The sequence below is a fragment of the Pseudomonas nitroreducens genome (assembly GCF_024170165.1).
GTDB classification, from domain to species: domain Bacteria; phylum Pseudomonadota; class Gammaproteobacteria; order Pseudomonadales; family Pseudomonadaceae; genus Pseudomonas; species Pseudomonas nitroreducens_C.
This window is the reverse complement of sequence record NZ_JALJXP010000017.1, coordinates 1-23,107: the sequence shown is the minus strand read 5'-3', so window position 1 is coordinate 23,107 and position 23,107 is coordinate 1. Positions and strand designations below refer to the sequence as shown.

Annotated in this window: 24 protein-coding genes; 15 read left to right on the top strand and 9 right to left on the bottom strand. The window is 64.7% G+C overall.

The features are described from left to right. Positions 1-166: 166 nt before the first annotated feature. Positions 167-367: a hypothetical protein gene (locus J2T47_RS26235; protein ID WP_024765957.1), complete on the bottom strand. Its 201-nt coding sequence runs from the start codon at positions 365-367 to the stop codon at positions 167-169. 157 nt (positions 368-524) lie between these two features. On the opposite strand from J2T47_RS26235, the gene J2T47_RS26230 reads away from it, so the two are divergent. Both J2T47_RS26230 and J2T47_RS26225 read left to right on the top strand, forming a co-directional pair. Continuing rightward, positions 525-2,294, top strand: coding sequence for an ABC transporter transmembrane domain-containing protein (locus tag J2T47_RS26230; protein ID WP_253453279.1), 1,770 nt, complete (start codon positions 525-527; stop codon positions 2,292-2,294). 114 nt (positions 2,295-2,408) lie between these two features. Continuing rightward, positions 2,409-3,245: a CvfB family protein gene (locus tag J2T47_RS26225; protein WP_253453278.1), complete on the top strand. Its 837-nt coding sequence runs from the start codon at positions 2,409-2,411 to the stop codon at positions 3,243-3,245. Positions 3,246-3,250: 5 nt separating this feature from the next. Here J2T47_RS26225 and J2T47_RS26220 read toward each other — a convergent pair whose 3' ends face one another. From J2T47_RS26220 to J2T47_RS26210, 3 genes are all read right to left on the bottom strand, one after another. Beyond that, positions 3,251-3,664 carry a DUF5064 family protein gene (locus tag J2T47_RS26220; protein WP_253453277.1) on the bottom strand — a complete coding sequence of 138 codons (414 nt, stop codon included), beginning with the start codon at positions 3,662-3,664 and terminating at the stop codon, positions 3,251-3,253. A 59-nt stretch (positions 3,665-3,723) separates the two neighbouring features. Continuing rightward, positions 3,724-5,154, bottom strand: a complete 1,431-nt coding sequence (arcD, locus tag J2T47_RS26215; RefSeq protein WP_253453276.1) for an arginine-ornithine antiporter — start codon at positions 5,152-5,154, stop codon at positions 3,724-3,726. A gap of 221 nt (positions 5,155-5,375) precedes the next feature. Then, positions 5,376-5,930, bottom strand: coding sequence for a magnesium transporter (locus J2T47_RS26210; protein WP_253453275.1), 555 nt, complete (start codon positions 5,928-5,930; stop codon positions 5,376-5,378). Positions 5,931-6,169: 239 nt separating this feature from the next. Here J2T47_RS26210 and def point away from each other — a divergent pair, with 239 nt between their 5' ends. Continuing rightward, positions 6,170-6,709 (top strand): peptide deformylase, encoded by a 540-nt coding sequence (def, locus tag J2T47_RS26205; RefSeq protein ID WP_253453272.1) that lies wholly within the window; start codon positions 6,170-6,172, stop codon positions 6,707-6,709. Between the two features lie 110 nt (positions 6,710-6,819). Here def and J2T47_RS26200 read toward each other — a convergent pair whose 3' ends face one another. After that, positions 6,820-7,677: a MurR/RpiR family transcriptional regulator gene (locus tag J2T47_RS26200; protein WP_253453270.1), complete on the bottom strand. Its 858-nt coding sequence runs from the start codon at positions 7,675-7,677 to the stop codon at positions 6,820-6,822. Between the two features lie 185 nt (positions 7,678-7,862). Here J2T47_RS26200 and zwf point away from each other — a divergent pair, with 185 nt between their 5' ends. From zwf to J2T47_RS26185, 3 genes are read left to right on the top strand one after another with little or no spacing between them, the layout of a single operon-like run. Continuing rightward, positions 7,863-9,332, top strand: coding sequence for a glucose-6-phosphate dehydrogenase (gene zwf / locus J2T47_RS26195; RefSeq protein ID WP_253453268.1), 1,470 nt, complete (start codon positions 7,863-7,865; stop codon positions 9,330-9,332). Further along, the gene (gene pgl / locus J2T47_RS26190; protein ID WP_253453266.1) at positions 9,319-10,035 is read left to right on the top strand and encodes a 6-phosphogluconolactonase; all 717 of its coding nucleotides are present in this window, start codon (positions 9,319-9,321) and stop codon (positions 10,033-10,035) included. The genes zwf and pgl overlap by 14 nt, the downstream gene beginning before the upstream one ends. A gap of 17 nt (positions 10,036-10,052) precedes the next feature. After that, positions 10,053-10,700, top strand: a complete 648-nt coding sequence (locus tag J2T47_RS26185) for a bifunctional 4-hydroxy-2-oxoglutarate aldolase/2-dehydro-3-deoxy-phosphogluconate aldolase (protein ID WP_253453264.1) — start codon at positions 10,053-10,055, stop codon at positions 10,698-10,700. 271 nt (positions 10,701-10,971) lie between these two features. On the opposite strand, the gene J2T47_RS26180 is transcribed toward J2T47_RS26185, so the two are convergent. The 4 genes from J2T47_RS26180 to J2T47_RS26165 all read right to left on the bottom strand — a co-directional run bounded on the left by J2T47_RS26180 (position 10,972) and on the right by J2T47_RS26165 (position 15,220). Next, positions 10,972-12,804, bottom strand: coding sequence for an ABC transporter ATP-binding protein (locus tag J2T47_RS26180; protein ID WP_253453262.1), 1,833 nt, complete (start codon positions 12,802-12,804; stop codon positions 10,972-10,974). A 77-nt stretch (positions 12,805-12,881) separates the two neighbouring features. Then, positions 12,882-13,442, bottom strand: coding sequence for a peptidylprolyl isomerase (locus J2T47_RS26175; RefSeq protein ID WP_253453464.1), 561 nt, complete (start codon positions 13,440-13,442; stop codon positions 12,882-12,884). Between the two features lie 28 nt (positions 13,443-13,470). After that, positions 13,471-14,262, bottom strand: coding sequence for an alpha/beta fold hydrolase (locus J2T47_RS26170; RefSeq protein WP_253453260.1), 792 nt, complete (start codon positions 14,260-14,262; stop codon positions 13,471-13,473). Between the two features lie 31 nt (positions 14,263-14,293). Further along, positions 14,294-15,220: a LysR family transcriptional regulator gene (locus J2T47_RS26165; RefSeq protein ID WP_253453258.1), complete on the bottom strand. Its 927-nt coding sequence runs from the start codon at positions 15,218-15,220 to the stop codon at positions 14,294-14,296. Positions 15,221-15,275: 55 nt separating this feature from the next. On the opposite strand from J2T47_RS26165, the gene J2T47_RS26160 reads away from it, so the two are divergent. The 9 genes from J2T47_RS26160 (at position 15,276) to J2T47_RS26120 (ending at position 22,946) form a co-directional block, all read left to right on the top strand. After that, the gene (locus J2T47_RS26160) at positions 15,276-15,590 is read left to right on the top strand and encodes a 3-phosphoglycerate kinase (RefSeq protein WP_081519336.1); all 315 of its coding nucleotides are present in this window, start codon (positions 15,276-15,278) and stop codon (positions 15,588-15,590) included. Between the two features lie 142 nt (positions 15,591-15,732). Continuing rightward, positions 15,733-16,332, top strand: a complete 600-nt coding sequence (locus tag J2T47_RS26155; RefSeq protein ID WP_253453256.1) for an FMN-dependent NADH-azoreductase — start codon at positions 15,733-15,735, stop codon at positions 16,330-16,332. Positions 16,333-16,529: 197 nt separating this feature from the next. Then, positions 16,530-16,814 carry an integration host factor subunit beta gene (gene ihfB / locus J2T47_RS26150; protein WP_015478091.1) on the top strand — a complete coding sequence of 95 codons (285 nt, stop codon included), beginning with the start codon at positions 16,530-16,532 and terminating at the stop codon, positions 16,812-16,814. 33 nt (positions 16,815-16,847) lie between these two features. Further along, positions 16,848-17,153, top strand: coding sequence for a LapA family protein (locus J2T47_RS26145; protein WP_253453254.1), 306 nt, complete (start codon positions 16,848-16,850; stop codon positions 17,151-17,153). Continuing rightward, the gene (locus J2T47_RS26140; RefSeq protein WP_253453252.1) at positions 17,146-18,303 is read left to right on the top strand and encodes a tetratricopeptide repeat protein; all 1,158 of its coding nucleotides are present in this window, start codon (positions 17,146-17,148) and stop codon (positions 18,301-18,303) included. The genes J2T47_RS26145 and J2T47_RS26140 overlap by 8 nt, the downstream gene beginning before the upstream one ends. 55 nt (positions 18,304-18,358) lie before the next feature. Then, positions 18,359-19,321, top strand: a complete 963-nt coding sequence (locus tag J2T47_RS26135) for a UDP-glucose 4-epimerase family protein (protein WP_253453250.1) — start codon at positions 18,359-18,361, stop codon at positions 19,319-19,321. Beyond that, complete coding sequence (locus J2T47_RS26130) at positions 19,318-20,343, top strand: MraY family glycosyltransferase (RefSeq protein WP_253453248.1); 1,026 nt, start codon at positions 19,318-19,320, stop codon at positions 20,341-20,343. Before J2T47_RS26135 ends, J2T47_RS26130 begins: the two co-directional genes overlap by 4 nt. 72 nt (positions 20,344-20,415) lie before the next feature. Then, positions 20,416-22,404, top strand: coding sequence for a polysaccharide biosynthesis protein (locus J2T47_RS26125; protein ID WP_253453246.1), 1,989 nt, complete (start codon positions 20,416-20,418; stop codon positions 22,402-22,404). Positions 22,405-22,598: 194 nt separating this feature from the next. Next, positions 22,599-22,946, top strand: coding sequence for a ComEA family DNA-binding protein (locus J2T47_RS26120; protein WP_253453244.1), 348 nt, complete (start codon positions 22,599-22,601; stop codon positions 22,944-22,946). The last annotated feature ends 161 nt before the right edge of the window (positions 22,947-23,107 follow it).

The following is a 23,107-nucleotide window of genomic DNA, read 5'->3' as shown; positions in this document are numbered from 1 at the left end:
TATGGGCGGACTCTGCCCGAGTGCAAGGCGCGGAGGCAATATGAGGCGTCGGGAATTGCGAAAGCCTTGGTGTAACGAGGGAGGGAAGCCAGAAAGGGTAACGCGGGGCGGGTGCTGCGGAGGAGGCGGGCAGCCTGCCGGGAGCCGGCAGGCTTGCCTGCGAGTATTACTTCTTGCCGAGGCTGATGTGGCGGCTCGGTGCGCCGTAGTTCTGACCGGTCACGCCCTTGGCGATCTGCTGGATCTCACCGCCGGAGTTCAGGAAGGCGGCGATCTGGGCTTCCAGGGCTTCGCTGGTGGCGGTAGCGGCGGGAGCCTTGGGGGCGGCTTTCTGGCGGGTGGAGGGCTTGGTAGTCATATCTGCCATACCTGTCTGCGCAAATTGGCCGCCCATTGTACATCAAACGAGCAGCTTTCGGGGCGGTTATGGAACGAACGGTCCCATTAGCCTGCCTGAATCGTCCTTCGCGCGGTGCGCTGTCGCGGTGCTACCCTCTGCCCATTCCGGCCGTCCCGAGCCCGCCATGTCCCTGTTGTCGTCCCGCCAGCGCAATGCCCTGCGCCTGGCCCGTTCATTCCTCGCACCCTATCGCTGGCGCGCCCTCGGTGCTCTGCTGGCGCTGCTGTTCACTGCCGCCATCACCCTGTCCCTGGGGCAGGGCATCCGCCTGCTGGTGGATCAGGGCTTCATCACCCAGTCCGAGCAACTGCTCACCCGCGCCATCGGCATCTTTTTCCTGCTGGTGCTGTGCCTGGCGGTGGGCACCTTCGTGCGCTTCTACCTGGTGTCGTGGATCGGCGAGCGCTTCGTCGCCGACATCCGCCAGCGCGTGTTCGATCACCTGATCGAGCTGCATCCCGGTTTCTACGAGAACAACCGTTCCTCGGAGATCCAGTCGCGGCTGACCGCCGACACCACGCTGCTGCAGTCGGTGATCGGCTCCTCGCTGTCCATGGCGCTGCGCAATGTGCTGATGCTGCTGGGCGGGATCATCCTGATGTTCTTCACCAACGCCAAGCTGACCAGCATCGTGGTCGCCTCGCTGCCATTGGTGATCGCGCCGATCCTGCTGTTCGGCCGCCGCGTGCGCAGCCTGTCGCGGCTCAGCCAGGACCGCGTGGCGGACGTGGGCAGCTATGTCGGCGAATCCCTTGGCCAGATCAAGACGGTGCAGGCCTACAACCACCAGGCGCAGGACCGTGCGCGCTTCGGCCGAACCGTGGAGGACGCCTTCGACACCGCGCGCAAGCGCATCATGCAGCGCTCCTGGCTGGTCAGCGTGGTGATCCTGCTGGTGCTCGGTGCGGTCGGCGTGATGCTCTGGGTCGGCGGCATGGACGTGATCGCCGGGCGCATCAGCCCCGGCGACCTGGCGGCCTTCGTGTTCTACAGCCTGATAGTCGGCATGGCCTTCGGCACCCTGAGCGAAGTGATCGGGGAATTGCAGCGCGCGGCCGGTGCCGCCGAGCGCATTGCCGAGCTGCTGCGTGCGCGCAGCGAAATCCATGCGCCGGCCAATGACCTGTTGCAGCTGCCGGAGCGTATCGTCGGCAGCATCGAGATGCAGGGCGTGCGTTTCGCCTATCCGTCGCGCCCCGAGCAGTGGGCCATCGACGGCATCGACCTGCGCGTGGAACCCGGCGAGACCCTGGCGCTGGTCGGCCCGTCGGGCGCCGGCAAGTCCACGCTGTTCGACCTGTTGCTGCGCTTCTACGACCCACAGCAGGGGCGCATCCTGATCGACGGCCAGCCCATCGCCCAGCTCGACCCGACGGACCTGCGTCGCAGCTTCGCGCTGGTGTCGCAGAACCCCGCGTTGTTCTTCGGCACGGTGGAAGAAAACATCCGCTACGGCCGCCCCGGCGCCAGCGATGCGGAAGTCGAGGCCGCCGCCCGCGCCGCCCACGCCCACGAGTTCATCCTGCGCCTGCCGCAGGGCTACCGGACGCACCTGGGCGAGAGCGGCCTGGGATTGTCCGGTGGCCAGCGCCAGCGTCTGGCGATTGCCCGCGCGCTGCTGGTGGATGCGCCTGTCCTGTTGCTCGACGAAGCCACCAGCGCGCTGGACGCCGAGAGCGAACACCTGATCCAGCAGGCGTTGCCGGGGCTGATGCGCGACCGCACCACCCTGGTGATCGCCCACCGCCTGGCCACGGTGCTCAATGCCGACCGCATCGCGGTGATCGAGCAGGGCCGGCTTGTCGCACTGGGCCGTCATGCCGAACTGGTGGTCAGCAGCCCGCTCTATGCGCGCCTGGCCGAGCTACAGTTCGGCCAGGCAGAACCGCTGTAGGAGCGGGCCATGCCCGCGCTGCGCGTCGTCGACGCGCACCCGATCCGGCAACCGGCGGCAGCCAGAACGCGCCAATGCGCGTAGAATGCCCGCCCCGTTCACGAGGTAAGCGTCATGGCAGTCATAGGTCGGTTCAATTCGTTGCAGGTGGCCAAGCACACCGATTTCGGTCTCTACCTGGATGGCGAGAGCCACGGCGAAATCCTGCTGCCCAAGCGCTACGTGCCGAAGAACGAACCCACCGAAGTGGGCGACTGGCTCAATGTGTTCATCTACCTGGACAGCGAAGACCGCCTGATCGCCACCACCCAGAAGCCCAAGGTGCAGGTCGGCGGCTTTGCCAGTCTGAAGGTGGTGGAGGTCAACCGCGTCGGCCTGTTCCTCGACTGGGGCCTGCCCAAGGACCTGCTCCTGCCGCACTCGGAAGAGAAGCGCCCGCTGCAGGTCGGCGATTACTGCGTCGTCTACGTCTACCTCGACGAGCGCAGCCGTCGCATCACCGCCACCGCGCGTCTGGACCGCTACCTGGACAACGTCCCGGCCAACTACAAGGCTGGCCAGCAGGTGGACCTGCTCGTCGTCGAGCGCACGGACCTGGGCTACAAGGCCATCATCGACGGCAAGCACTGGGGCCTGATCCACAAGAACGAAGTCTTCAAGTTCATGCGCAACGGTCTGCGCGAGACCGGCTACATCAAGGAAATGCGCGCCGACGGCAAGATCAGCCTGAGCCTGCAACCGGCGGGCGCCGGCCTGTCCGATGCGCTGAGCGAGCAGATCCTCAAGGCCCTGCGCGAGGCTGGCGGCCAGCTGGCGCTCAGCGACAAGAGCCCGCCGGAACTCATCGCGCAGCAGTTCGGCGTCAGCAAGGGCAACTTCAAGAAGGCCATCGGCGGCCTGTTCAAGCAGGGCCTGATCGTCATCCACGACGACGGTATCGAACTGGTCTGACCGGTTCAGCCGCGCCCGCGGACGATGGATTCGGCCACCGCGCAACGCGGTTCGGCCGGGGCCAGCGAGCCCATGCGCTGCAGGTCGACCGGCGTGCCCGGTTCGGCTTTCAGCTGACGACGCAGGTCGTCGAACACCCGGTCATGTTCCCTGCGAAAGCGCAGCACCGGCCCGCGGCAGACCCGCAGGCCGTGGCGGCGGAGGATGCGCGTGGCGCTGCCGGCAAAATTGAAGGCGAGGTCGCCGGGCAGGTCGAAGCCGTCCTTGAACGGCTGGCCGTCGATCTCGCCGTCCAGTTCGAACTTCACCAGGGCATCGCGGCTGGCGGCGTTCTCCACGCTGTAGCTCAGGCGGATGCGGTATTGCTGTTGATCGATTCCCGCGCTGGAGTGGACGGTGACCTCGGTGGGCGTGGTCATTCTTTTCTCCTTGAAAAGCCAAAGCCCGCGGCTGGAACCGCGGGCGTCGGGAGTCAGCCTCAGAGGCTCAGCTGACCCGCATACAGACCGTAGCCGGCGGCCAGGGTCGCGGCCAGCAGGATGGCGAAGATCAGCCATTCCGCCTTGCTGAACACGCGCTCGCCCCGCTCGCGCTTGGCCATGATGAACAGCACCACGCCCGGGGTGTAGAGCAACGCCGAGAGCAGCAGGTGGTCCATGCCGCCGGCGTACACCAGCCACAGGCTGTAGATGAGGGCGATGGCGCCGATTACCAGGTCCTTGCGGCGCTCGCGCAGCAAGCCGTCATAGCCTTCGCCACGCAGGCTCAGCAGCACGGCGTAGCCGGCGGAGAACAGGTAGGGCAGCAGCGCCATGGAGGCAGCCAGGTACACCAGGCTGGTGTAGGTGCTGGCGGCGAACAGGGTCACCACCAGGAACACCTGCACCGTGATGTTGCTCATCCACAGCGCGTTCACCGGCACATCCTTGTCGCTCTCGCGGGCGAGGAACTTCGGCAGGGTGTGGTCCTGCGCGGCGGCGAACATGATCTCCGCGCTCAACAGGATCCACGCCAGCAGCGCGCCGAACAGCGAGACCACCATGCCGGCGATGATCAGCACCGCGCCCCAGTGGCCCACCACGTGTTCCAGCACGTAGGCCATCGACGGGTTGGGCAGGCCGGCCAGTTGCGCCTGGTTCATCATGCCCATGGACAGCACGTTCACCAGCACCAGCAGCGCCATCACCGAGACGAAGCCGATCACCGTGGCGGTGCCGACGTCCGAGCGCTTCTTCGCATGACCCGAATACAGGTTGGCACCCTCGATGCCGATGAACACCCAGACGGTGATCAGCATCATGTTGCGCACCTGGCTCATCACGCTGTCGAAATCGATGTGGCCGTGGCCCCAGAAGTCGGCGGTGAACAGGTCCATGTCGAACGCCACCAGGCCGATCAGGATGAACAGCACGATGGGCACCACCTTGGCGACCGTGGTGACCTGGTTGATGAAGGCCGCCTGCTTGATCCCGCGCAGGATCAGGAAGTGCAGGCCCCACAGCAGCAGGGACGAGCAGGCGAAGGCGATGAGCGTGTTGCCCTCGCCGAATACCGGGAAGAAGTAGCCCAGCGCGCTGAAGATCAGCACGAAGTAGCTGACGTTGCCGAGCATGGAACTGATCCAGTAGCCCCAGGCCGAGTTGAAGCCGATGTAGTCGCCGAAGCCGGCCTTGGCGTAGGCGTAGACGCCCGCGTCCAGTTCCGGCTTGCGGTTGGACAGGCTCTGGAAGACGAAGGCGAGCATCAGCATGCCGATGCCGCTGATGGCCCAGCCGATCAGCACGGCGCCGGGGCTGGCGCTTTTTGCGACGGTCTGCGGCAGTGAGAAGATACCGCCGCCGATCATGGAGCCGACCACCAGTGCGGTGAGTGCGGCCAGGCCGAGTTTCTGGTTGGGCGATGAAGACATGTCCCAGCCTCCTGAGTAATGGGGAACTCGAATAGTTTCGAGTTCGACCGGAGGCACTCGGCTGACATGAATCAATAGCAGGCTAACGGTTTCTGAATGATTCCTGAACGGAAGCCGTTCTCGTTATGCCAAGAGGCTTTACGCGGCCCGCGGCTGGCAAGCCGCAAGCCGCAAGGGCGCGGAGAAGGAGCGTGCAGCCGCCGGCGCGCGGCTGGGGCTCATCACATCATGTGGCGGAAGCGGTTCCAGGCCTGCTCCATGGAAAGCCACCAGGCCGGCATGGCGCTGCCGAAGCCGGCGATCTCCAGGCGCGGATGATGGCGCACCACCATGTCCAGCACCGGCTCCTGGTCGGGTTTCACATCGACGAAGAACACGTGGCGGCCTTCCTGCAGGTTGTCCTGGAAGCGGCGCACCTCGCCGCTGGGACGCTGCAGGCCGAAGAAGCTGCTTTCCCACAGGCTGAAGCCCAGCAGCACCGCGGCGAGGAAGACCACCGGAATCCAGCCGGCCGCCGTCTGCGTCCAGCCGCTCAGGTAGCCGACCACCAGTACCAGCACGGCCAGCGCGGCACCGATCATCAGGCCGATCTTGCCCCAGTGCACCACGTCCTTCTTCATCATCGAGGGCACTTCGTGGAGGCGGTGCTCCTGCAGTTCCGCGTCGCTGTCGCTGAGCACATGCATCTGTTCGATGCCGATGCCGCTTTCGCTGAGTTCCTGCTCGACCTGCTCCAGATCGTCCAGGTTGTCGCTGATGTAGTAATGCCTGTTCATGACGAACCTCATGCCCCTCGGAATGAAAGTTCCCCCCAGGGTTCGACCGCCATCTGCCGTGAAATTCGGCAAATATCCGTCGTTCGATGGTTGTCGTCGCAGATCAGTCTACCACCGCGGCGCTGCCGGCTCCGGGGTGCTGCCCGGCGGTCGCGGGCTTGCCAGACCGGTTGCAGGGGCCGAGGATGCAGCTCTCATTGGAAGCATGCCGCTTTCACGCAACGGCGAGCGAGGCCGAGATGATCCGCGAGATTCTCAAGATGGGCGACGAGCGCCTGCTGCGCATCGCCCCACCGGTGCCCGAGTCGATGATCGGCAGCGCCGAGCTGCAGCAACTGATCGATGACATGTTCGAGACCATGCACCACGTCGGCGGCGTCGGCCTGGCTGCGCCGCAAATAGGCGTCGACCTGCAGTTGGTGATTTTCGGGTTCGAGCGCAGCGAGCGCTATCCGGATGCGCCAGCGGTGCCGCCGACCATCCTGCTCAACCCGCTGATCACACCCATCGGTGACGAGCTGGAGGAGGGCTGGGAAGGCTGCCTGTCGGTGCCGGGGCTGCGGGGTGTGGTGAACCGCTACCGGAGCATTCGCTACCAGGGGCTCGACCCGCAGGGGCAGCCCATCGACCGTACGGTGGAGGGCTTCCACGCCCGCGTGGTGCAGCACGAGTGCGACCACCTGATCGGCCGTCTGTACCCGTCGCGAATCACTGATTTCAGTAAGTTCGGTTTTACCGAGGTGCTGTTCCCGGGGCTCGATCCGGGCGCGGATGACTGACGGCGTGGAGTCTTTCCTGCAGAGCGCGCCGCCTTTCAGAGAAGCCTGTGGGCGCGCGCCTGCAGGCTTGCTCTGGCGCCAGGGGCGCTCCTGCGAAAGCTGTATTTCCCTCAGCCTTCCTCGTCGAGCTGGTAGCGTGTCGGCACCAGGCTCTCCTTGATCTTGCGCAGATGCGGCTGGAAGTCCACGCCGCGGCGCAGGGTCACGCCAGTGGCGAGCACGTCGAGCACGGTGAGCTGGATGATCCGCGAAGTCATCGGCATATAGATGTCGGTGTCCTCGGGCAGCGGGATGTCCAGGCTCAAGGTGCTGGCGCGGGCCAGCGGCGAGTCGGCGGCGGTGAGGCCGAGCACCGAGGCGCCGTTCTGCCGCGCCAGGTGCGCCACGTCCACCAGCTCGCGGGTGCGCCCGGTGTAGGAGATCACCACGAACAGGTCGCCGGTGTGCGCCACCGAAGCGAGCATCCGCTGCATCAGCACATCGCTCTGCGCCGATACCGCCAGGTTGAAGCGGAAGAACTTGTGCTGCGCGTCCAGCGCCACCGAACTGGATGCGCCGAGGCCGAAGAAGTGGATCTGCCGGGCCTGGATCAGCAGGTCCACGGCGCGGTCGATCAGTTTCGGGTCGAGCACCTTGTGGGCGCTGTCCAGCGAGGCGATGGTGCTGCTGAAGATCTTCCGCGTGTAGGCCTCGGGGCCGTCGTCGGCGGCTACCGCCTGGGTCACGAAGGCCGCGCCGCTGGCCAGGCTCTGGGCCAGCTGGATCTTCAGCTCCGGGTAGCCGCTCATGCCGAAGGAGCGGCAGAAGCGGTTCACCGTCGGCTCGCTGACGCTGGACGCCTGGGCCAGCGCGGCGATGCTGAAACGCGTGGCCTGCTGCGGGTCGCGCAGGATCACCTCGGCGACCTTGCGCTCGGCCTTGTTCAGCTCTTCCAGACGGCTCTGGATCTGCTCCAGCAGGTTTTTCATCCGTGCTCCTTGGCAATCGACGGTTGACCGGTTGGCTACGGTCAGCGGCGCTATCCTAACGTCAGGCCGGCAGTCGACCAACTGTGGCGCGAAGCGGCAAAAATATGTTGTTTAATTACTACATATTTGTCTTAATGCCGGCGTAGAAGGCTAACTATCGTCCAAAATTTGGTTGGTAACAACAAATGCCTGAAGTCCGTGTTCTACCTTGCACCCTTGCGCTGTTCGGCGCCCTGGGTGATCTCGCCCTGCGCAAGCTGCTGCCGGCGCTCTACCAGCTCGACCGCGAAGACCTGCTGCACCGCGATACCCGCATTCTTGCCCTGGCCCGCGATGACGGCGCCAGCGAGGCCCCGCTGGCGACCATCGAGGCTCGCCTGCGCCAGGCCGTGCCGGCAAAGGAGTGGGACGAAACCGTCTGGACCCGCTTCCAGGCGCGGCTGCATCACCTGAGCATGGATTTCCTCGACGCCGGTTCCTATCAGGCGCTGGCCGAACTGGTGGGTGAGGAGAAGACCCTGGTCGCCTATTTCGCCACTGCCGCCTCAGTGTTCGGCGGCATCTGCGAGAACCTCGCCGCAGTCGGCCTCGCGGAGCGCACCCGGGTCGTCCTGGAAAAGCCCATCGGCCACGACCTGGAATCGTCCCGCGCGGTAAACGACGCGGTGGCGCGCTTCTTCCCGGAAAACCGCATCTACCGGATCGACCACTACCTGGGCAAGGAGACGGTGCAGAACCTCATCGCGCTGCGCTTCGCCAACAGCCTGTTCGAGACCCAGTGGAACCAGAACCACATCTCCCACGTGGAGATCACCGTGGCCGAGAAGGTCGGCATCGAAGGCCGCTGGGGCTACTTCGACAAGGCCGGCCAGTTGCGTGACATGGTGCAGAACCACCTGCTGCAACTGCTCTGCCTGATCGCCATGGATCCGCCGGCCGACCTCACCGCCGACAGCATCCGCGATGAGAAGGTGAAGGTGCTGCGCGCGCTGGAGCCCATTGCCCCGGAACAGCTGGCAACCCGCGTGGTGCGTGGCCAGTACACCGCCGGCTACATAGATGGCAAGGCGGTGCCCGGCTACCTCGCTGAGGAAAACGCCAACCCCAACAGCGATGCCGAGACCTTCGTCGCCCTGCGCGTGGATATCCGCAACTGGCGCTGGTCCGGCGTGCCGTTCTACCTGCGTACCGGCAAGCGCATGCCGCAGAAGCATTCCCAGATCGTCATCCACTTCAAGGAACCGCCGCACTACATCTTCGCCCCGGAGCAGCGTTCGCTGATCAGCAACCGGCTGATCATCCGCCTGCAGCCGGACGAGGGCATTTCCCTGCAGGTGATGACCAAGGACCAGGGCCTGGGCAAGGGCATGCAACTGCGCACCGGCCCGCTGCAACTGAATTTCTCCGAAACCTTCCAGACCGCCCGCACGCCGGATGCCTACGAGCGACTGTTGCTGGAAGTCACGCAAGGCAACCAGAACCTGTTCGTCCGCAAGGATGAGATCGAGGCCGCCTGGACATGGTGCGACGGCCTGATCGACGGTTGGGGGCGCCTGGGCGAGGAGCCCAAGCCCTATCCGGCCGGAAGCTGGGGGCCGCAGGCCTCGGTTGCCCTGATCGCACGCGACGGGAGGGACTGGTATGGCGATCTTTGAACCCCAACTGGCTGAAGGCATGGCCTGGAAGACCTGGAACAACGCCGCCGAGCAGGCTCGCGGCCTCGCCGAAGCGGTGGCCGACGTGCTACGCGAGGCCTTGATCGAACGCGGCCGCGCGCTGCTGGTGGTCTCCGGCGGGCGCAGCCCGGTGGCTTTCCTCGAAGCCCTGAGTGGCGCGGTGCTGGACTGGTCGAAAGTGGCCGTCAGCCTGGCCGACGAACGCTGGGTGCCCGAGTCGCACCCCGACAGCAATGCCGGCCTGCTGCGTCGCCACCTGCTCAAGGGCGCGGCGGCCAAGGCGCAGTTCATCGGCCTCTACCAGCAGGCGACCAGCCTGGAAGAGGCGGCCGACAAGGCTGACCGTTACCTGCATGAGCTGATACTGCCCATCGATGTGCTGGTGCTGGGCATGGGCGACGACGGCCACACGGCTTCGTTGTTCCCCGGCAGCGCGAACCTGGTCGAGGCGCTCGACCCGGCTGGCACGCGCCGTTGCCTGCCGATGTGGGCACCGACCGTGCCGCACCAGCGCCTGACCCTGACCCGCGCCTTGCTGCAGGGGGCGCGGGTGCAGATCCTGGCCATCCAGGGCGAGTCCAAGCTCGCCACCCTGAGCCAGGCACTCAGCGACAACGACGACCAGCGCATGCCGATCAATGCGTTCCTGCGTTCGCCTCTTTCGATCCACTGGTGCCCCTGAGGCACGGAGTTACCGCAATGTCTGAACAACACATCCAGCAGATCGATGCCCTCGCGCAGCGTGCACGCATCCTGCCGGTGATCACCATCGACCGCGAGGCGGACATCCTGCCCATGGCGGATGCTCTGGCAGCCGGCGGCATCACCGTTCTGGAAGTGACCTTGCGGACGTCGCTGGGCCTCACTGCGATTCGCCAACTGAGCGAGCAGCGCCCGGAGCTGATCGTCGGCGCCGGCACCGTGCTCGATCCGGAGACCTTCGCCCAGGCGGAAGAGGCGGGGGCGAAGTTCATCGTCACCCCCGGCTGCACCGACGAGCTGCTGCAGTACGCGGTGACACGGCCGATACCGCTGTTGCCCGGCGTAGCCACCGCTTCGGAAATCATGACGGCGTACCGCTATGGCCTGCGCCGCTTCAAGCTGTTCCCGGCGAAGGTCTGTGGTGGCGTGGAGGCGCTCAAGGCATTCGGCGGGCCGTTCCCGGAGGTGCGTTTCTGCCCCACCGGCGGCGTCGGTCCGGACAACCTCAATGACTATTACCGGCTGGCCAACGTGATGTGCGTGGGCGGCAGCTGGATGCTGCCCAAGGCCGCCATCGACAGCGGCGACTGGGCCACGGTCGAGCGCCTGAGCCGCGAGGCGCTGGCGCTACTGGATACACACTGAGCTGTCCTGATCTGGACATGCCCGGCTTTATGCCGGGCTTTTTTATGGGCGGTGGATTGGTCGGTCTGCTCTTCGTAGGAGCGAGCCTGCTCGCGAATGGACCTCCCGGCGGCGCTGATGCTCGGGTTGTTCGCGAGCAAGCTCGCTCCTACAGGTAAGGGATGCCGTTGCGCACGCTGTAGTAGCGCCATATGGGCGCGATCGCGGGCATGGCCCGCTCCTGCAGGGTGGCTCCGCTGCACAACCGCGAATGGTTGTGCAGCGGACGCGCTCAATCCACCCCGACGAACCCGCCGGTCTGGTGCCGCCACAGTCGCGCATACAGCCCGCCATGGGCGAGCAGTTCGGCATGGCTGCCGCTCTCGACCACGCGACCGTGTTCCAGCACCACCAGGCGGTCCATGCGCGCGATGGTCGAGAGGCGGTGGGCGATGGCGATCACCGTCTTGCCTTGCATCAGGGTCTCCAGGCTTTCCTGGATCGCCGCTTCGACTTCCGAGTCCAGCGCCGAGGTGGCTTCGTCGAGGATCAGTATCGGCGCATCCTTGAGCAGCACGCGGGTGATCGCGATGCGCTGGCGCTGGCCGCCGGAGAGCTTCACGCCGCGTTCGCCGACGTGGGCGTCGAGGCCGAAGCGCCCCTCGGCATCGCTCAGTTGCGGGATGAACTCCGAGGCGCGGGCCTTCTGTATTGCATCCTGCAGCTCCGCCTCGCCGGCGTCCGGACGGCCGTAGAGCAGGTTGTCGCGGATCGAGCGGTGCAGCAGCGAGGTGTCCTGGGTGACCATGCCGATCTGCGCGCGCAGGCTTTCCTGGGTCACGTGGGCAATGTCCTGACCGTCGATCAGGATGCGCCCGCCTTCCAGGTCGTAGAGGCGCAGCAGCAGGTTCACCAGGGTCGACTTGCCGGCGCCGGACGGCCCGACCAGGCCGATCTTCTCGCCGGGGCGCACGGTCAGGTCGAGGCCGCTGATCAGGCCGCCGCCCTTGCCGTAGCTGAAGTTCACCTGGTCGAAGCGTACTTCGCCGTGCTTCACCAGCAGCGGCCTGGCGTCGGGGGCGTCGATCACCTGGCGGGGCAGGGCGATGGTCTGCATGCCGTCCTGCACCTGGCCGACGTTCTCGAAGATGCCGCCGACCACCCACATGATCCAGCCCGACATGTTGTTGATGCGGATGACCAGGCCGGTAGCCAGGGCGATGGCCCCCACCGAGATCAGCGACTGGGTCCACAGCCACAGGGCGAGGCCCGTGGTGCCGGCGATCAGCAGACCGTTGAAGATGGTGATGGTGACGTCCATCGAGGTGACCACGCGCCCGGCGCGCTGGGCCTTGCGGGTCTGGTCGTCGATGGCTTCGCGGGCGTAGTCCTCTTCCTGGCGCGTGTGGGCGAACAGCTTGAGGGTGGTGATGTTGGTGTAGCCGTCGACGATCCGGCCCATGAGTTTCGAGCGCGAATCCGAGGCGATCACCGAGCGCTGCTTCACCTGCGGGATGAAGTAGCCCAGCGCGCCGACGTAACCGATGACCCACAGCACCAGCGGGATCATCAGGCGCCAGTCGGCCTCGGCGAACAGCACCAGGGCACTGACGGTGTAGATGAGCACGTGCCAGATGGCGTCGACCACCTGCACCGCGGAGTCGCGCAGGGAGTTGCCGGTCTGCATGATGCGCTGGGCGATGCGCCCGGCGAAGTCGTTCTGGAAGAAGCCCAGGCTCTGCTTGAGCACGTAGCGGTGGTTCTGCCAGCGGATCAGGTTGGTCATGCTGGGGTTGATGCTCTGGTGCACCAGCATATCGTGCAGGCCGTTGAACACCGGGCGCAGGACCAGCGCGACCACGGCCATCCAGATCAGCTCGCGGCCGTGCAGGGTGAAGAAGTCGGCGGGGGCTGTGCCCTGGGCGAGGTCGACGATGCGCCCCAGGTAGCTGAACAACGCAACTTCGATCAGTGCAACGATCAGCCCGACGAAGAGCAGGGCGAGGAAGACCGGCCAGACCTGACGCAGGTAGTAGACGTAGAAGCGGACGACGTCGGAAGGCGGCATGCGCTCGGGGACGTCGCGGAAGGGATCGATCAGACGCTCGAAACGACGGTAAAGCATGATGGCTCTCGGGTTGTGTCGGCGAGCCCGTCCCGGGCTCGCCTTGAATGGCCTCCGTCAGCCGTGTCTGCGCAGAATCACAGACGCTTGGCGGAGAGGATGACCACCGGGGTGGTCGGTACGTCCTGGAACATGCCCTTGTTGCCGGTCTTCACGCCGGCGATCTGGTCGACCACGCCCATGCCGCGCACGACCTTGCCGAACACGGCGTAGCCGAAGTCGCGGGAGCCGTGGTTGAGGAAGTCGTTGCCGGTCAGGTTGATGAAGAACTGGCTGGTGGCGGAGTTGACGTCGCTGGTGCGCGCCATGGCCAGGGTGCCGCGCTCGTTGAGCAGGCCGTTGTCGGCCTCGTTCTTGATCGGCGCCTGGGTGTCCTTCTCCTTCATGGCTTCGGTGAAGCCGCCGCCCTGGATCATGAAGTTGGGGATGACGCGGTGGAAGATGGTTCCGTTGTAGAAGCCACTGTCGACGTAGGACAGGTAGTTCTTCACGGAAATCGGTGCCTTGTCGGCGTACAGCTCGATTTCGATTTCGCCCGAGGTGGTGGACAGCAGGACGTGCGGCTTGTTGGCGTCGGCGGCGAATGCCGAGCCGGCCAGGACCAGGGAGCAGGCAGCGAGCAGGAAGCGTTTGAACAGGGTCATTTGGCGGATGTTTCCTGAGGTTCTAGGGATGGTCGACCTGATCGAGGAAATCGATCAGGGTGGAATTGAATCTTTCCGGCTGGTCCAGCGGCGTCGCGTGGCGCGAGTCCTCGATCACCACCAGGCGCGCGTTGGGCATGCGCCCGACGTAGGCCTGCTTGAGCGAGACCGGGGTGTAGTCGCGGTCGGCGCTGATCACCAGGGTTGGACAGGTTATGCGCGCCAGGCGTTCCTGCACACCCCAGCCGATGATGGCGTGCAGGCTGGAGAGGTAGGCGCGCTTGTCGTTCTGCGGCCAGCGTTGCTGGATCTTGTGGCGCAGGTCGCTCTGTTCGGGCTTGGGGAACAGCATCCTGCCCAGTGCCTTGCCCACGGTGTCCAGGCCCAATACGTGGGCGAGGAACAGTCGGCGCGCCACTTCCAGGTATTCGCGCAGGCTGCGCGGTTTCACTTCCGGCGCGCTGTTGACGATGGTCAGGCTGTTCAGCCGCTCCGGCCAACGGGTGGCCAGCTCGAAGCCGATCATGCCGCCCATGCTGATGCCCACCAGGTGCACGCGGCCCAGGCTCAGGTGGTCGAGCAGGGCGATCACGTCCTCGGCGAAGGTGGCGATGCTGTAGCGCTGGCGCGGTTTGTCCGACTGGCCGTGGCCACGCACGTCGAGGGTGATCACCCGATGATGTTTCTCCAGCTCCGGCACCTGGTATTCCCAGTCGCGGGTGCTGGAGCCGAGCCCGTGCACCAGCAGCACCGGCGTGCCGAATCCGCTTTCCTCGTAGTGCAGGCGGTGACCCGAGTGGTCGAAGAACGGCATGGCGGGCTCCTTGTTCGTGCGGCCTGTGGCTTCAGGCCGGGCTTTCCGGGGCGGCGAAATGGGCGTCGAGGGGCACGTTGGCGAAGGTGGTCAGCAGCTCCACGAGGATCTGCGTGGCCGGGCCCAGGGGCTTTTCCTTGTTCGGGTAAAGATAGAAGCGGCTCTCGCGCACGCCGCCCTGTTTCATCGACAGCGGCTTGAGCTGGCCGTCGCGTAGTTCGCGCTCGATCATGTGCCGCGGCAGCCAGGCGAAGCCCAGGCCGTTGCTGACGAAGGTGGCGGCGGTGGCGAGGCTGCCGACGGTCCAGCGCTGCTCGGCGCCGAGCCAGCCGACGTCGCGTGGCTGCAGGCGGCCGGAGTCACGGATCACCACCTGCATCTGGGTTTCCAGGTCCTGGTGGGTGACCTCGCGTTGCAGGCGATGCAGCGGATGATCGGGGTGGGCGACGGCGACGAAGTCGACGATGGACAGGTCGGCGCCCAGGTGGCCGGGAATGTTCAGGCCGCTGATGGCGAGGTCCGCATGACCCTGTACCAGCGCCTCCTCCACGCCCGACAGCACTTCTTCGCGCAGCAGCACGCGGCAGCCGCGGCTCTGCGGCATGAAGGCCGACAGCGAGCGCACCAGGCGCACGGTGGGGTAGGCGGCGTCGACGACCAGCCGCACTTCCGGTTCCCAACCTTGTTCCATATGGTGGGCCAGCTCTTCCAGCTGGCCGGCGGACTTCACCAGTTGCCGCGAGCGGCGCAGCAGAACTTCGCCGGCTTCGGTGAGCACGGCCTTGCGTCCGTCGATGCGCAGCAGCGGCACACCGAGCTGCTCCTGCATGCGCGCCACGGTGTAGCTGATCGACGACTGCGAACGGTGCAGGGCTTCAGCCGCCTGGGCGAAGCCGCCGTGGTCGACCACGGCCTGCAGGGTTCTCCACTGATCCAGGGTAACGCGGGGCGCTTTCATCCTCGCTTCCTCTTGTCTACTCTGGCGGTCCGCAGAAGACCAACAAGAGACCGCCATGAAAAAATTCTGTTGTGCCGTTCTGGCCATGTTGCCGCTGACCGCCCTGGCCTATCCCATCGAAGTGCAGAAGAGCCTCAACGGCACCGAGATGGATATCGAGACGCAGGATATCGGCGACCAGATGGGAGCAATCCTCCTGCGCAACGGCGGCCAGCAACCGGTGACCTGTACCGCGGTCTTCGTCAACGGTCCAGAGACGCCCCATGTGCGCAAGGCCACCATTGCACCCGGCAAGGAGGCCAACCTGACTTCCAGCTTCAGCCGCGCAGTGATCAAGCTGCGTATCAAGCTGACCTGCAATCCTTCCTGATTCCCCGACAAGACTAGAAGCAGTCAGGAAAGAAATCAATTTATTCGATAATTTGAAGCGAGTATTTACGCTTTTTTATCGATTTGTTCATCTTTAGGATGGCCTCCATCGACACATTCAACGACCGATGGAGGTCCAGTCCATGTCCCGCGTTCTGGTTATCGAAAGCAGTGCCCGTCAGGAAGGTTCCGTTTCCCGCCAGCTGACCCGCGATTTCATCGCCCAGTGGCAGGCCGCTCACCCGGCCGACGACATCCAGGTCCGCGACCTGGCCATCGAGCAGGTGCCGCACCTGGACGCCAACCTGCTGGGCGGCTGGATGAAGCCGGCGCAGGAGCACAGCGAGATCGAACGCGCCGCGCTGGAACGTTCCAACCAGTTGACCGCCGAACTGCAGGCGGCCGATGTGCTGGTCCTGGCTGCGCCGATGTACAACTTCGCCATCCCCAGCACTCTGAAATCCTGGCTCGACCACGTGCTGCGCGCCGGCGTCACCTTCAAGTACACCGAGACCGGCCCGCAGGGCCTGCTCACGGGCAAGCGCGCCTTCGTCCTGACCAGTCGCGGTGGCGTCTATGCCGGCGGCGCGCTGGATCACCAGGAACCCTACCTGCGCCAGGCGCTGGGCTTTGTCGGCATCCACGACGTGACCTTCATCCATGCCGAAGGCCTGAACATGGGCGGAGAATTTGCCGAGAAGGGCCTGGCCAAGGCCAAGGCACAGCTCGCCGCCATCGCCTGATCCTGTTTCCTGCTTGCGCGTCCTCCCGCTCCTGGGCGCGACCGTGGCCGATCTCCTCCCCGGGGGCGGCCATTTTTTATTGGCGAGCTACTTGACCGGATGAAAACACATCCTTCCCGTTCGGGCTGTTCAAAGCATGACCAGCATGCTAAAAGAACCTAGAGCTGATCTAGCCGCTTGAAAAAGAAGGGAAAACCATGACCAAGTCGGAGTTGATCGAGAGAATCGTCACCCATCAGGGGCAGCTTTCCGCAAAGGATGTGGAGCTGGCGATCAAGACCATGCTTGAGCAAATGTCCCAGGCTCTGGCGACTGGGGATCGCATCGAAATCCGGGGTTTCGGTAGCTTCTCGCTGCATTACCGTGCGCCGCGCACTGGCCGCAATCCGAAGACCGGCGAGTCCGTGCGTCTGGACGGCAAGTTCGTCCCGCACTTCAAGCCCGGCAAGGAGCTGCGCGACCGCGTCAACGAACCCGAGTGACCCCGGGGTATCCGTCTTCAAGAAGGAGTGTCCATGCTTCGGGCAAAACGTTTCCTGCTGATTCTGGCGCTGCTGGTCCTGGCCGCCGTCGTCGTGGTTTTCGTCCTGGAAAACCTGCAGCCCGCGCAGCTGACCTTCCTCGGCTGGCAGTCGCCGCAGTGGCCGCTGGTGGTCTTCATCTCTCTTGCCTTCATTGTCGGCGGCGTGATCGGCCTGTTGCTGAGCATTCCCTTCCGCGCCAGGACGCACGTCCGTATGACCGGGCTGCGCTCCGAAGTCAGCCGTTTCCGCAAGGAGAATGACGCGTTGCGTGAAAAGTCGCTGACGGACCATGCCTAGCGTCATCGCCACGCTGTTCTTCTTCTGTGCCCTGGCCATCGGCTGGTGGATGGGGCGTCGCTCTCTTTCCCGAACCCGGCCAGCGCCCGACTCAAACCTCCAGGCGCGCGTCCACAGCATGCACAACCTGCTGGTGCTGGAGCGACATTCCGACGATGCCCTGGAAAGCCTTTCCCAGGGCCTGGTCGTCAGCCCGGAAACGCTTGAAAGCCACCTGCACGTTGGCAATCTGTTCCGCCGCCGCGGCGATATCGAAAAAGCCATCCACATTCACCAGGATCTTCTGGGCCGCGCCGGCGAGGATGGCTCGTTGGTGGCGCAGGTGCGTCTGGAACTGGCCCGCGACTACATTGCTGGCGGCTTGCTCGGCAGCGCCGAAGAGTTGCTCGACGAGCTGACCCGGCAGCGTGATGAGCCCATCTCCCTCGAGGCACTCGATGAGCAGCGGCTGATCTGCGAGCGCGAGAAAAACTGGTCGCGCGCCATCGAGCTGGCTGCCCGGCTGGTGCCCAGTCGGCCCGAGCTGAGCGCCGCGCTGGCCAACTATTACTGCGAGCTCGCTCAGGAGAAAGCCAAGACCGGGGATCGCAGCGCCATGCAGGAACTGCTGCGCGAGGCTCGTCGCGTCGACAGGCGCTGTGTCCGCGCTTTGCTGATGCGGTTGGACTGCGAGTTGTGGCGCAAGGATCCGGCTGCTGCCGTCGCTACCATCGGCGAGCTGGCGAGCGATGCCAAGGCCTTCCTCGGCGAGTGTGTTCCGCTGCTGCGTCGCCACGACGGCCTGGCCCGGCCCGAGGTGCTGGCTTGTTTGCGGGAGCTGGCGGAGGTTGAGGAAGTACCTCCGGCGATCCTCGCACTGTTGGCCGAAAACGAGCAGCCGGGACGTGCTTCCAGTTGGCGTGAAAGCCTGTTGGAGCGGGTGGAGCGCCATCCTTCCTGGCAAGGCGTGGGCGAATACCTGGAAGTGGTGGGGAGCGACACTGAAAAAGATTCTGCGACGGGAAAAATCGCTCCAATAATCATCGGGTTGTATAAGACAATGCCGCGTTATCGATGCGGCAAGTGTGGTTTTGCCGGTCGCGAACTGCACTGGCAATGTCCCAGTTGCCACGCCTGGAATGCGCTGCGGCCGGTCATTACGCCGCTCTGACGCGTTCGCTCAAACATGGAAGACGCCGCGGGCGTCAGGTTCTGCAGGTACCGGATTGAAGGTTCTACTCACGGGCGCGAGCGGTTTTGTCGGCCGCGGCGTACTGGCGCGCTTGTGCCGGGAAGATCATGTGCAGGTTCGCGTCGCCCAGCGTGGCGCCATCGCGCCATACCCCGAAAGCGTCGAAGTGGCGCTCATCGACGGGTTGAGCGTGGCTCAATCCTGGACACAGGCGCTGCAAGGGATCGACGTGGTGATCCACTGCGCTGCCCGCGTTCATGTCATGGATGAGCGGGCTGCGGACCCGCTTGCCGAGTTTCGCGCGGTGAACGTCGAAGCGACCCGGCATCTGGCGCAGCAGGCCGCGGCAGCCGGTGTGAAGCGCTTCGTCTTTGTCAGCTCGATCAAGGTCAATGGTGAGGAGACTGTTCCGGGTCATCCCTTTACTGCCGACGCCGAGCCGAAACCGCAGGACCCTTACGGTCAGTCCAAGCTCGAAGCCGAGCAGGCCCTGTTCGATGTTGCCCGGCAGACCGGGTTCGAGGTCGTCGTGGTGCGCCCGCCGCTGGTCTATGGCCCGGGCGTGAAAGCCAACTTCGCCAGCCTGATGCGCGCCTTGCAGCGTCGCCTGCCGCTGCCCTTCGGCTCCATCGACAATCGCCGCAGTCTGGTCGCGCGGGACAATCTGGTCGATCTGCTGCTGCTTTGCGCACGCCATCCGGCAGCCGCCGGGCAGGTGTTCCTGGTGAGCGACGGTGAAGATTTGTCGACGGCACAGCTGTGCCGTAGTCTGAGCAAGGCTCTGGGGGTTCGCCCGTGGCTGCTGCCGGTTCCCTCCGCGTTGCTGCGCCTGCTGGGTCTGCTGACCGGGCGGAGCCAGCAGGTCCAGCGCTTGCTGGGATCGCTGCAGGTGGATATTTCCACGACGCGCAGTCGACTGGGCTGGACTCCGCCGGTCAGCGTCGAGCAGGCCCTGCGAGCAACTGTGCAGGGATGTGCTCAGGAGTTGGGGCGATGAGCATGGGTATTCTGCTGGCGTCCGTGTTCGTCGCATCCTGGGCGATGACTGCTGGCGTGCGTCGTTATGCACTGGCGCGCAGCATCATGGACATTCCCAATGCCCGCAGTTCACACCAGATTCCCACGCCGCGTGGTGGTGGCGTTGCCATCGTGCTGGGTTTCCTGGGCTGCCTGCCGCTGGCTGGTGTTCTCGGTGCTGTGGACGGGCGCAGCCTGTTGGCCCTGCTGCCTGCCGGGGCCCTGGTGGCGGTCATTGGTTTCCTCGACGATCACCGACATATTCCTGCGCGCTGGCGGCTACTGGGGCATTTTGTCGCGGCGTTCTGGCTGCTTGGCTGGCTGGGCGGGCTGCCTGCGCTGGCTATGCCGTGGGGCACTCTGGATCTGGGGTTGGCCGGCGACCTGCTGGGCGTGGTGTTCCTGGTCTGGCTGCTCAACCTGTACAACTTCATGGACGGCATCGACGGGATTGCCGGCCTGGAAGCCATCAGTGTCTGCCTGGGCGGGGCTCTTTGCGGATGGTTCCTCGGAGGGTCGCAGCTGGTTTGGTTGCCGTTGATCCTGGGCATGGCGACCGCAGGGTTCCTGGTCTGGAACTTCCCGCCGGCGCGGATCTTCATGGGGGATGCCGGCAGTGGTTTCCTCGGCTTGATTCTCGGGGGAGTTGTGCTGCAGGCGGGGACGGTGTCCGCACCGCTGATCTGGAGTTGGCTGATCCTGCTCGGGGTGTTTGTGGTGGACGCCACCTTTACCCTGATCCACCGCCTGATTCGTGGCGAGCGCGTCCACGAGGCGCATCGCAGTCATGCCTACCAGCGTGCATCGCGCCGTTACGGCAGCCACTTGCGGGTGTCGCTGGTGGTCACCGCGATCAACGTGCTGTGGCTCATGCCGCTGGCGTTGCTGGTCGCACTGGGACATGTTTCGGGTTTGCTGGGGCTGATTGTGGCCTATGCTCCCTTGGTGCTTGTCGTAGCTCATCTGGGCGCAGGTCGTCCGGATGAACAGGATGTGAGCTGAACTCCGCCGGAATTGGTGGTCAATGTAACGGGTGGATGATTTCGTCTGCTCGGGATTTAAGGACAAGCGCTGATGCTCCGAGAACGCCTGCTGAGGCTTCCGAGACGAAACAAACGGTTACTGCAGGTCACCACCGATGTTTTCCTGGTGTGGTTCGCGCTTTGGCTGGCGTTCATCGTGCGGCTGGGTACGGACGATCTGGAATACCCGTTCCGGGTGCATGGCTGGCTGTTCGCGGCGGCGCCAGCGGTGGCTATTCCGCTGTTCATCCGCTTCGGTATGTACCGGGCGGTAATGCGTTACCTGGGCAATGACGCGCTGATCGCCATCTGGAAGGCGGTAACGATCTCTGCGTTGCTGCTGTCGCTGGTGGTCTACTGGAACCGCTCGGTGACCGAAGCGGTTCCGCGCTCGCTGGTGCTGAACTACTGGTGGTTGAGCCTGCTGATGATCGGCGGCCTGCGCCTGGCCATGCGCCAATATTTCATGGGTGACTGGTACAGCGCGGTGCAGGCTGTGCCATTCCTCAAGCAGCAGGATGGGCTGCCCAAGGTCGCCGTCTATGGTGCGGGCTCGGCGGGCAACCAGCTGGTCGCGGCGTTGCGCCTGGGGCGCGCGATGCGCCCAGTGGCCTTCATCGATGATGATGACGAGATTGCCAACCGCATCATCGCCGGCCTGCGTGTCTACAAGCCCAAGCATATCCAGCAGATGATCGACGAGACCGGCGTGCAGGAAGTGCTGCTGGCGATCCCGTCTGCAACCCGTGCCCGGCGTCGAGAAATCCTCGGTCTGCTCGAGCCCTACCCGGTTCACGTGCGAAGCGTGCCGGGGTTCATCGAATTGGCGAACGGCCGTGTGCGAGTCGATGACATCCAGGAAGTGGATATTGCGGACTTGCTCGGGCGTGACGCGGTCGAGCCGCGCAAGGAACTGTTCGAGCACTGCATTCGTGGCGAAGTCGTGATGGTCACTGGTGCCGGTGGTTCCATCGGTTCGGAGCTCTGCCGCCAGATCCTCGGTTCTTCGCCCACCGTGCTGGTGCTGTTCGAGCACAGCGAATACAACCTCTACCGTGTGCACCAGGAGCTGGAAAACCGCATCAAGCGCGAGTCCCTCGCGGTGCAGCTGGTGCCGATCCTTGGCTCCGTGCGCAGTGCCGAGCGACTGCTGGACGTGATGCGCACCTGGAAGGTCGCCACGGTCTATCACGCCGCGGCCTACAAGCACGTGCCCATCGTCGAGCACAACATCTCCGAGGGGGTGCTGAACAACGTGATGGGGACGCTGCATACCGCTCAGGTGGCGGTGCAGGCCGGTGTCGAGCACTTTGTGCTGATCTCCACCGACAAGGCGGTGCGCCCGACCAATGTCATGGGCAGTACCAAGCGTCTGGCGGAGATGATCCTGCAGGCCCTGAGCCAGGAGTCCGCGCCGGTGCTGTTCGGCGATAAGTCCGGCGTGCACCAGGTCAACAAGACCCGATTCACCATGGTCCGCTTCGGCAATGTGCTGGGCTCGTCCGGCTCGGTCATCCCGCTGTTCCGCGAGCAGATCAAGCGTGGCGGGCCAGTCACCGTGACCCATCCGGGCATCACCCGGTACTTCATGACCATTCCCGAGGCGGCTCAGTTGGTGATCCAGGCCGGCTCCATGGGGCGCGGCGGCGACGTCTTCGTGCTCGACATGGGGCAGCCGGTGAAAATCCTCGAACTGGCCGAACGAATGATCCACCTGTCCGGCCTTAGCGTGCGCTCCGAGCGGACGCCCCACGGTGATATCTCCATCGAGTTCAGCGGCCTGCGTCCCGGCGAGAAGCTCTACGAGGAGCTGCTGATCGGCGACAACGTCAGCGCCACCGAGCATCCGATGATCATGAAGGCCAACGAGGAGCTGATGCATTGGGAGAGCTTCAAGCTCGTCCTGGCGGATCTGCTCAAGGCCGTGGATCAGGGCAACTACGCGCGGGTGCGGCAACTGTTGCGGGAAACCGTCAGCGGTTATTGCCCCGAGGGCGAGATCGTCGACCTGATCCATCAGCAGCGACGGATGGAGCCCTGATCCAGGGCTTCTAGCAGGCGCGGTGAATACCGTGTCTGCGAGCTTTGTCAGCCCTTTCTCCGCACTCTGTCGGCGACGCCGGAAACTGCCGCTGACTCTCTAAACCGACGTTCTCATGGGTATTCCTGGCGATATGTTCTTTCAGGCAGCGCGTCCGCGCCTGCCTAAAAGTCATTCATGCAAGGATATGATCCATGAATAAGAAGCTGCTTTCCGTCGCCAGCATGATCCTGTTCGCCAGCCTCTCTTTCGGTAGTGCCGCCCAGGCAGCAACCAGTGCCCAGCCTGCCACCAAGCCGGTGGCTGAGGCGCCGGCTCCGGCTGCCAAGGCGCCCGTGTCCCAGGTCGAGGCAGTGAATATCAACACGGCGTCCGCCGAAGAGCTGCAGAAGTCCCTGAAGGGCATCGGCAAGGTGAAGGCCCAGGCCATTGTCGACTACCGGACCAGCAATGGGCCGTTCACGACGGTGGATCAGTTGCTGGAAGTGAAGGGGATCGGCAAGGGTACCCTGGACAAGAACCGGGACAGGATTTCGCTCTGAGTCTTTGCCTGTCGAAATGAAGAAGCCGGTCAGTGACCGGCTTTTTCATGGGACTGCATTTCTCCAGCCCAATAAAAAAGCCCCCGGCATGTGCCGAGGGCTTTGAATTCTGGCTCCGCGACCTGGACTCGACGGCGTCAGCCGAACGCGCTTCAGCGCGG

Excerpts from the sequence above, each read along its gene's own strand:
- J2T47_RS26235 (WP_024765957.1), bottom strand. The coding sequence starts at position 367 with ATGGCAGATATGACTACCAAGCCCTCCACCCGCCAGAAAGCCGCCCCC.
- J2T47_RS26230 (WP_253453279.1), top strand. The coding sequence starts at position 525 with ATGTCCCTGTTGTCGTCCCGCCAGCGCAATGCCCTGCGCCTGGCCCGT.
- J2T47_RS26225 (WP_253453278.1), top strand. The coding sequence starts at position 2,409 with ATGGCAGTCATAGGTCGGTTCAATTCGTTGCAGGTGGCCAAGCACACC.
- J2T47_RS26220 (WP_253453277.1), bottom strand. The coding sequence starts at position 3,664 with ATGACCACGCCCACCGAGGTCACCGTCCACTCCAGCGCGGGAATCGAT.
- arcD (WP_253453276.1), bottom strand. The coding sequence starts at position 5,154 with ATGTCTTCATCGCCCAACCAGAAACTCGGCCTGGCCGCACTCACCGCA.
- J2T47_RS26210 (WP_253453275.1), bottom strand. The coding sequence starts at position 5,930 with ATGAACAGGCATTACTACATCAGCGACAACCTGGACGATCTGGAGCAG.
- def (WP_253453272.1), top strand. The coding sequence starts at position 6,170 with ATGATCCGCGAGATTCTCAAGATGGGCGACGAGCGCCTGCTGCGCATC.
- J2T47_RS26200 (WP_253453270.1), bottom strand. The coding sequence starts at position 7,677 with ATGAAAAACCTGCTGGAGCAGATCCAGAGCCGTCTGGAAGAGCTGAAC.
- zwf (WP_253453268.1), top strand. The coding sequence starts at position 7,863 with ATGCCTGAAGTCCGTGTTCTACCTTGCACCCTTGCGCTGTTCGGCGCC.
- pgl (WP_253453266.1), top strand. The coding sequence starts at position 9,319 with ATGGCGATCTTTGAACCCCAACTGGCTGAAGGCATGGCCTGGAAGACC.
- J2T47_RS26185 (WP_253453264.1), top strand. The coding sequence starts at position 10,053 with ATGTCTGAACAACACATCCAGCAGATCGATGCCCTCGCGCAGCGTGCA.
- J2T47_RS26180 (WP_253453262.1), bottom strand. The coding sequence starts at position 12,804 with ATGCTTTACCGTCGTTTCGAGCGTCTGATCGATCCCTTCCGCGACGTC.
- J2T47_RS26170 (WP_253453260.1), bottom strand. The coding sequence starts at position 14,262 with ATGCCGTTCTTCGACCACTCGGGTCACCGCCTGCACTACGAGGAAAGC.
- J2T47_RS26165 (WP_253453258.1), bottom strand. The coding sequence starts at position 15,220 with ATGAAAGCGCCCCGCGTTACCCTGGATCAGTGGAGAACCCTGCAGGCC.
- J2T47_RS26160 (WP_081519336.1), top strand. The coding sequence starts at position 15,276 with ATGAAAAAATTCTGTTGTGCCGTTCTGGCCATGTTGCCGCTGACCGCC.
- J2T47_RS26155 (WP_253453256.1), top strand. The coding sequence starts at position 15,733 with ATGTCCCGCGTTCTGGTTATCGAAAGCAGTGCCCGTCAGGAAGGTTCC.
- ihfB (WP_015478091.1), top strand. The coding sequence starts at position 16,530 with ATGACCAAGTCGGAGTTGATCGAGAGAATCGTCACCCATCAGGGGCAG.
- J2T47_RS26145 (WP_253453254.1), top strand. The coding sequence starts at position 16,848 with ATGCTTCGGGCAAAACGTTTCCTGCTGATTCTGGCGCTGCTGGTCCTG.
- J2T47_RS26140 (WP_253453252.1), top strand. The coding sequence starts at position 17,146 with ATGCCTAGCGTCATCGCCACGCTGTTCTTCTTCTGTGCCCTGGCCATC.
- J2T47_RS26130 (WP_253453248.1), top strand. The coding sequence starts at position 19,318 with ATGAGCATGGGTATTCTGCTGGCGTCCGTGTTCGTCGCATCCTGGGCG.
- J2T47_RS26125 (WP_253453246.1), top strand. The coding sequence starts at position 20,416 with ATGCTCCGAGAACGCCTGCTGAGGCTTCCGAGACGAAACAAACGGTTA.
- J2T47_RS26120 (WP_253453244.1), top strand. The coding sequence starts at position 22,599 with ATGAATAAGAAGCTGCTTTCCGTCGCCAGCATGATCCTGTTCGCCAGC.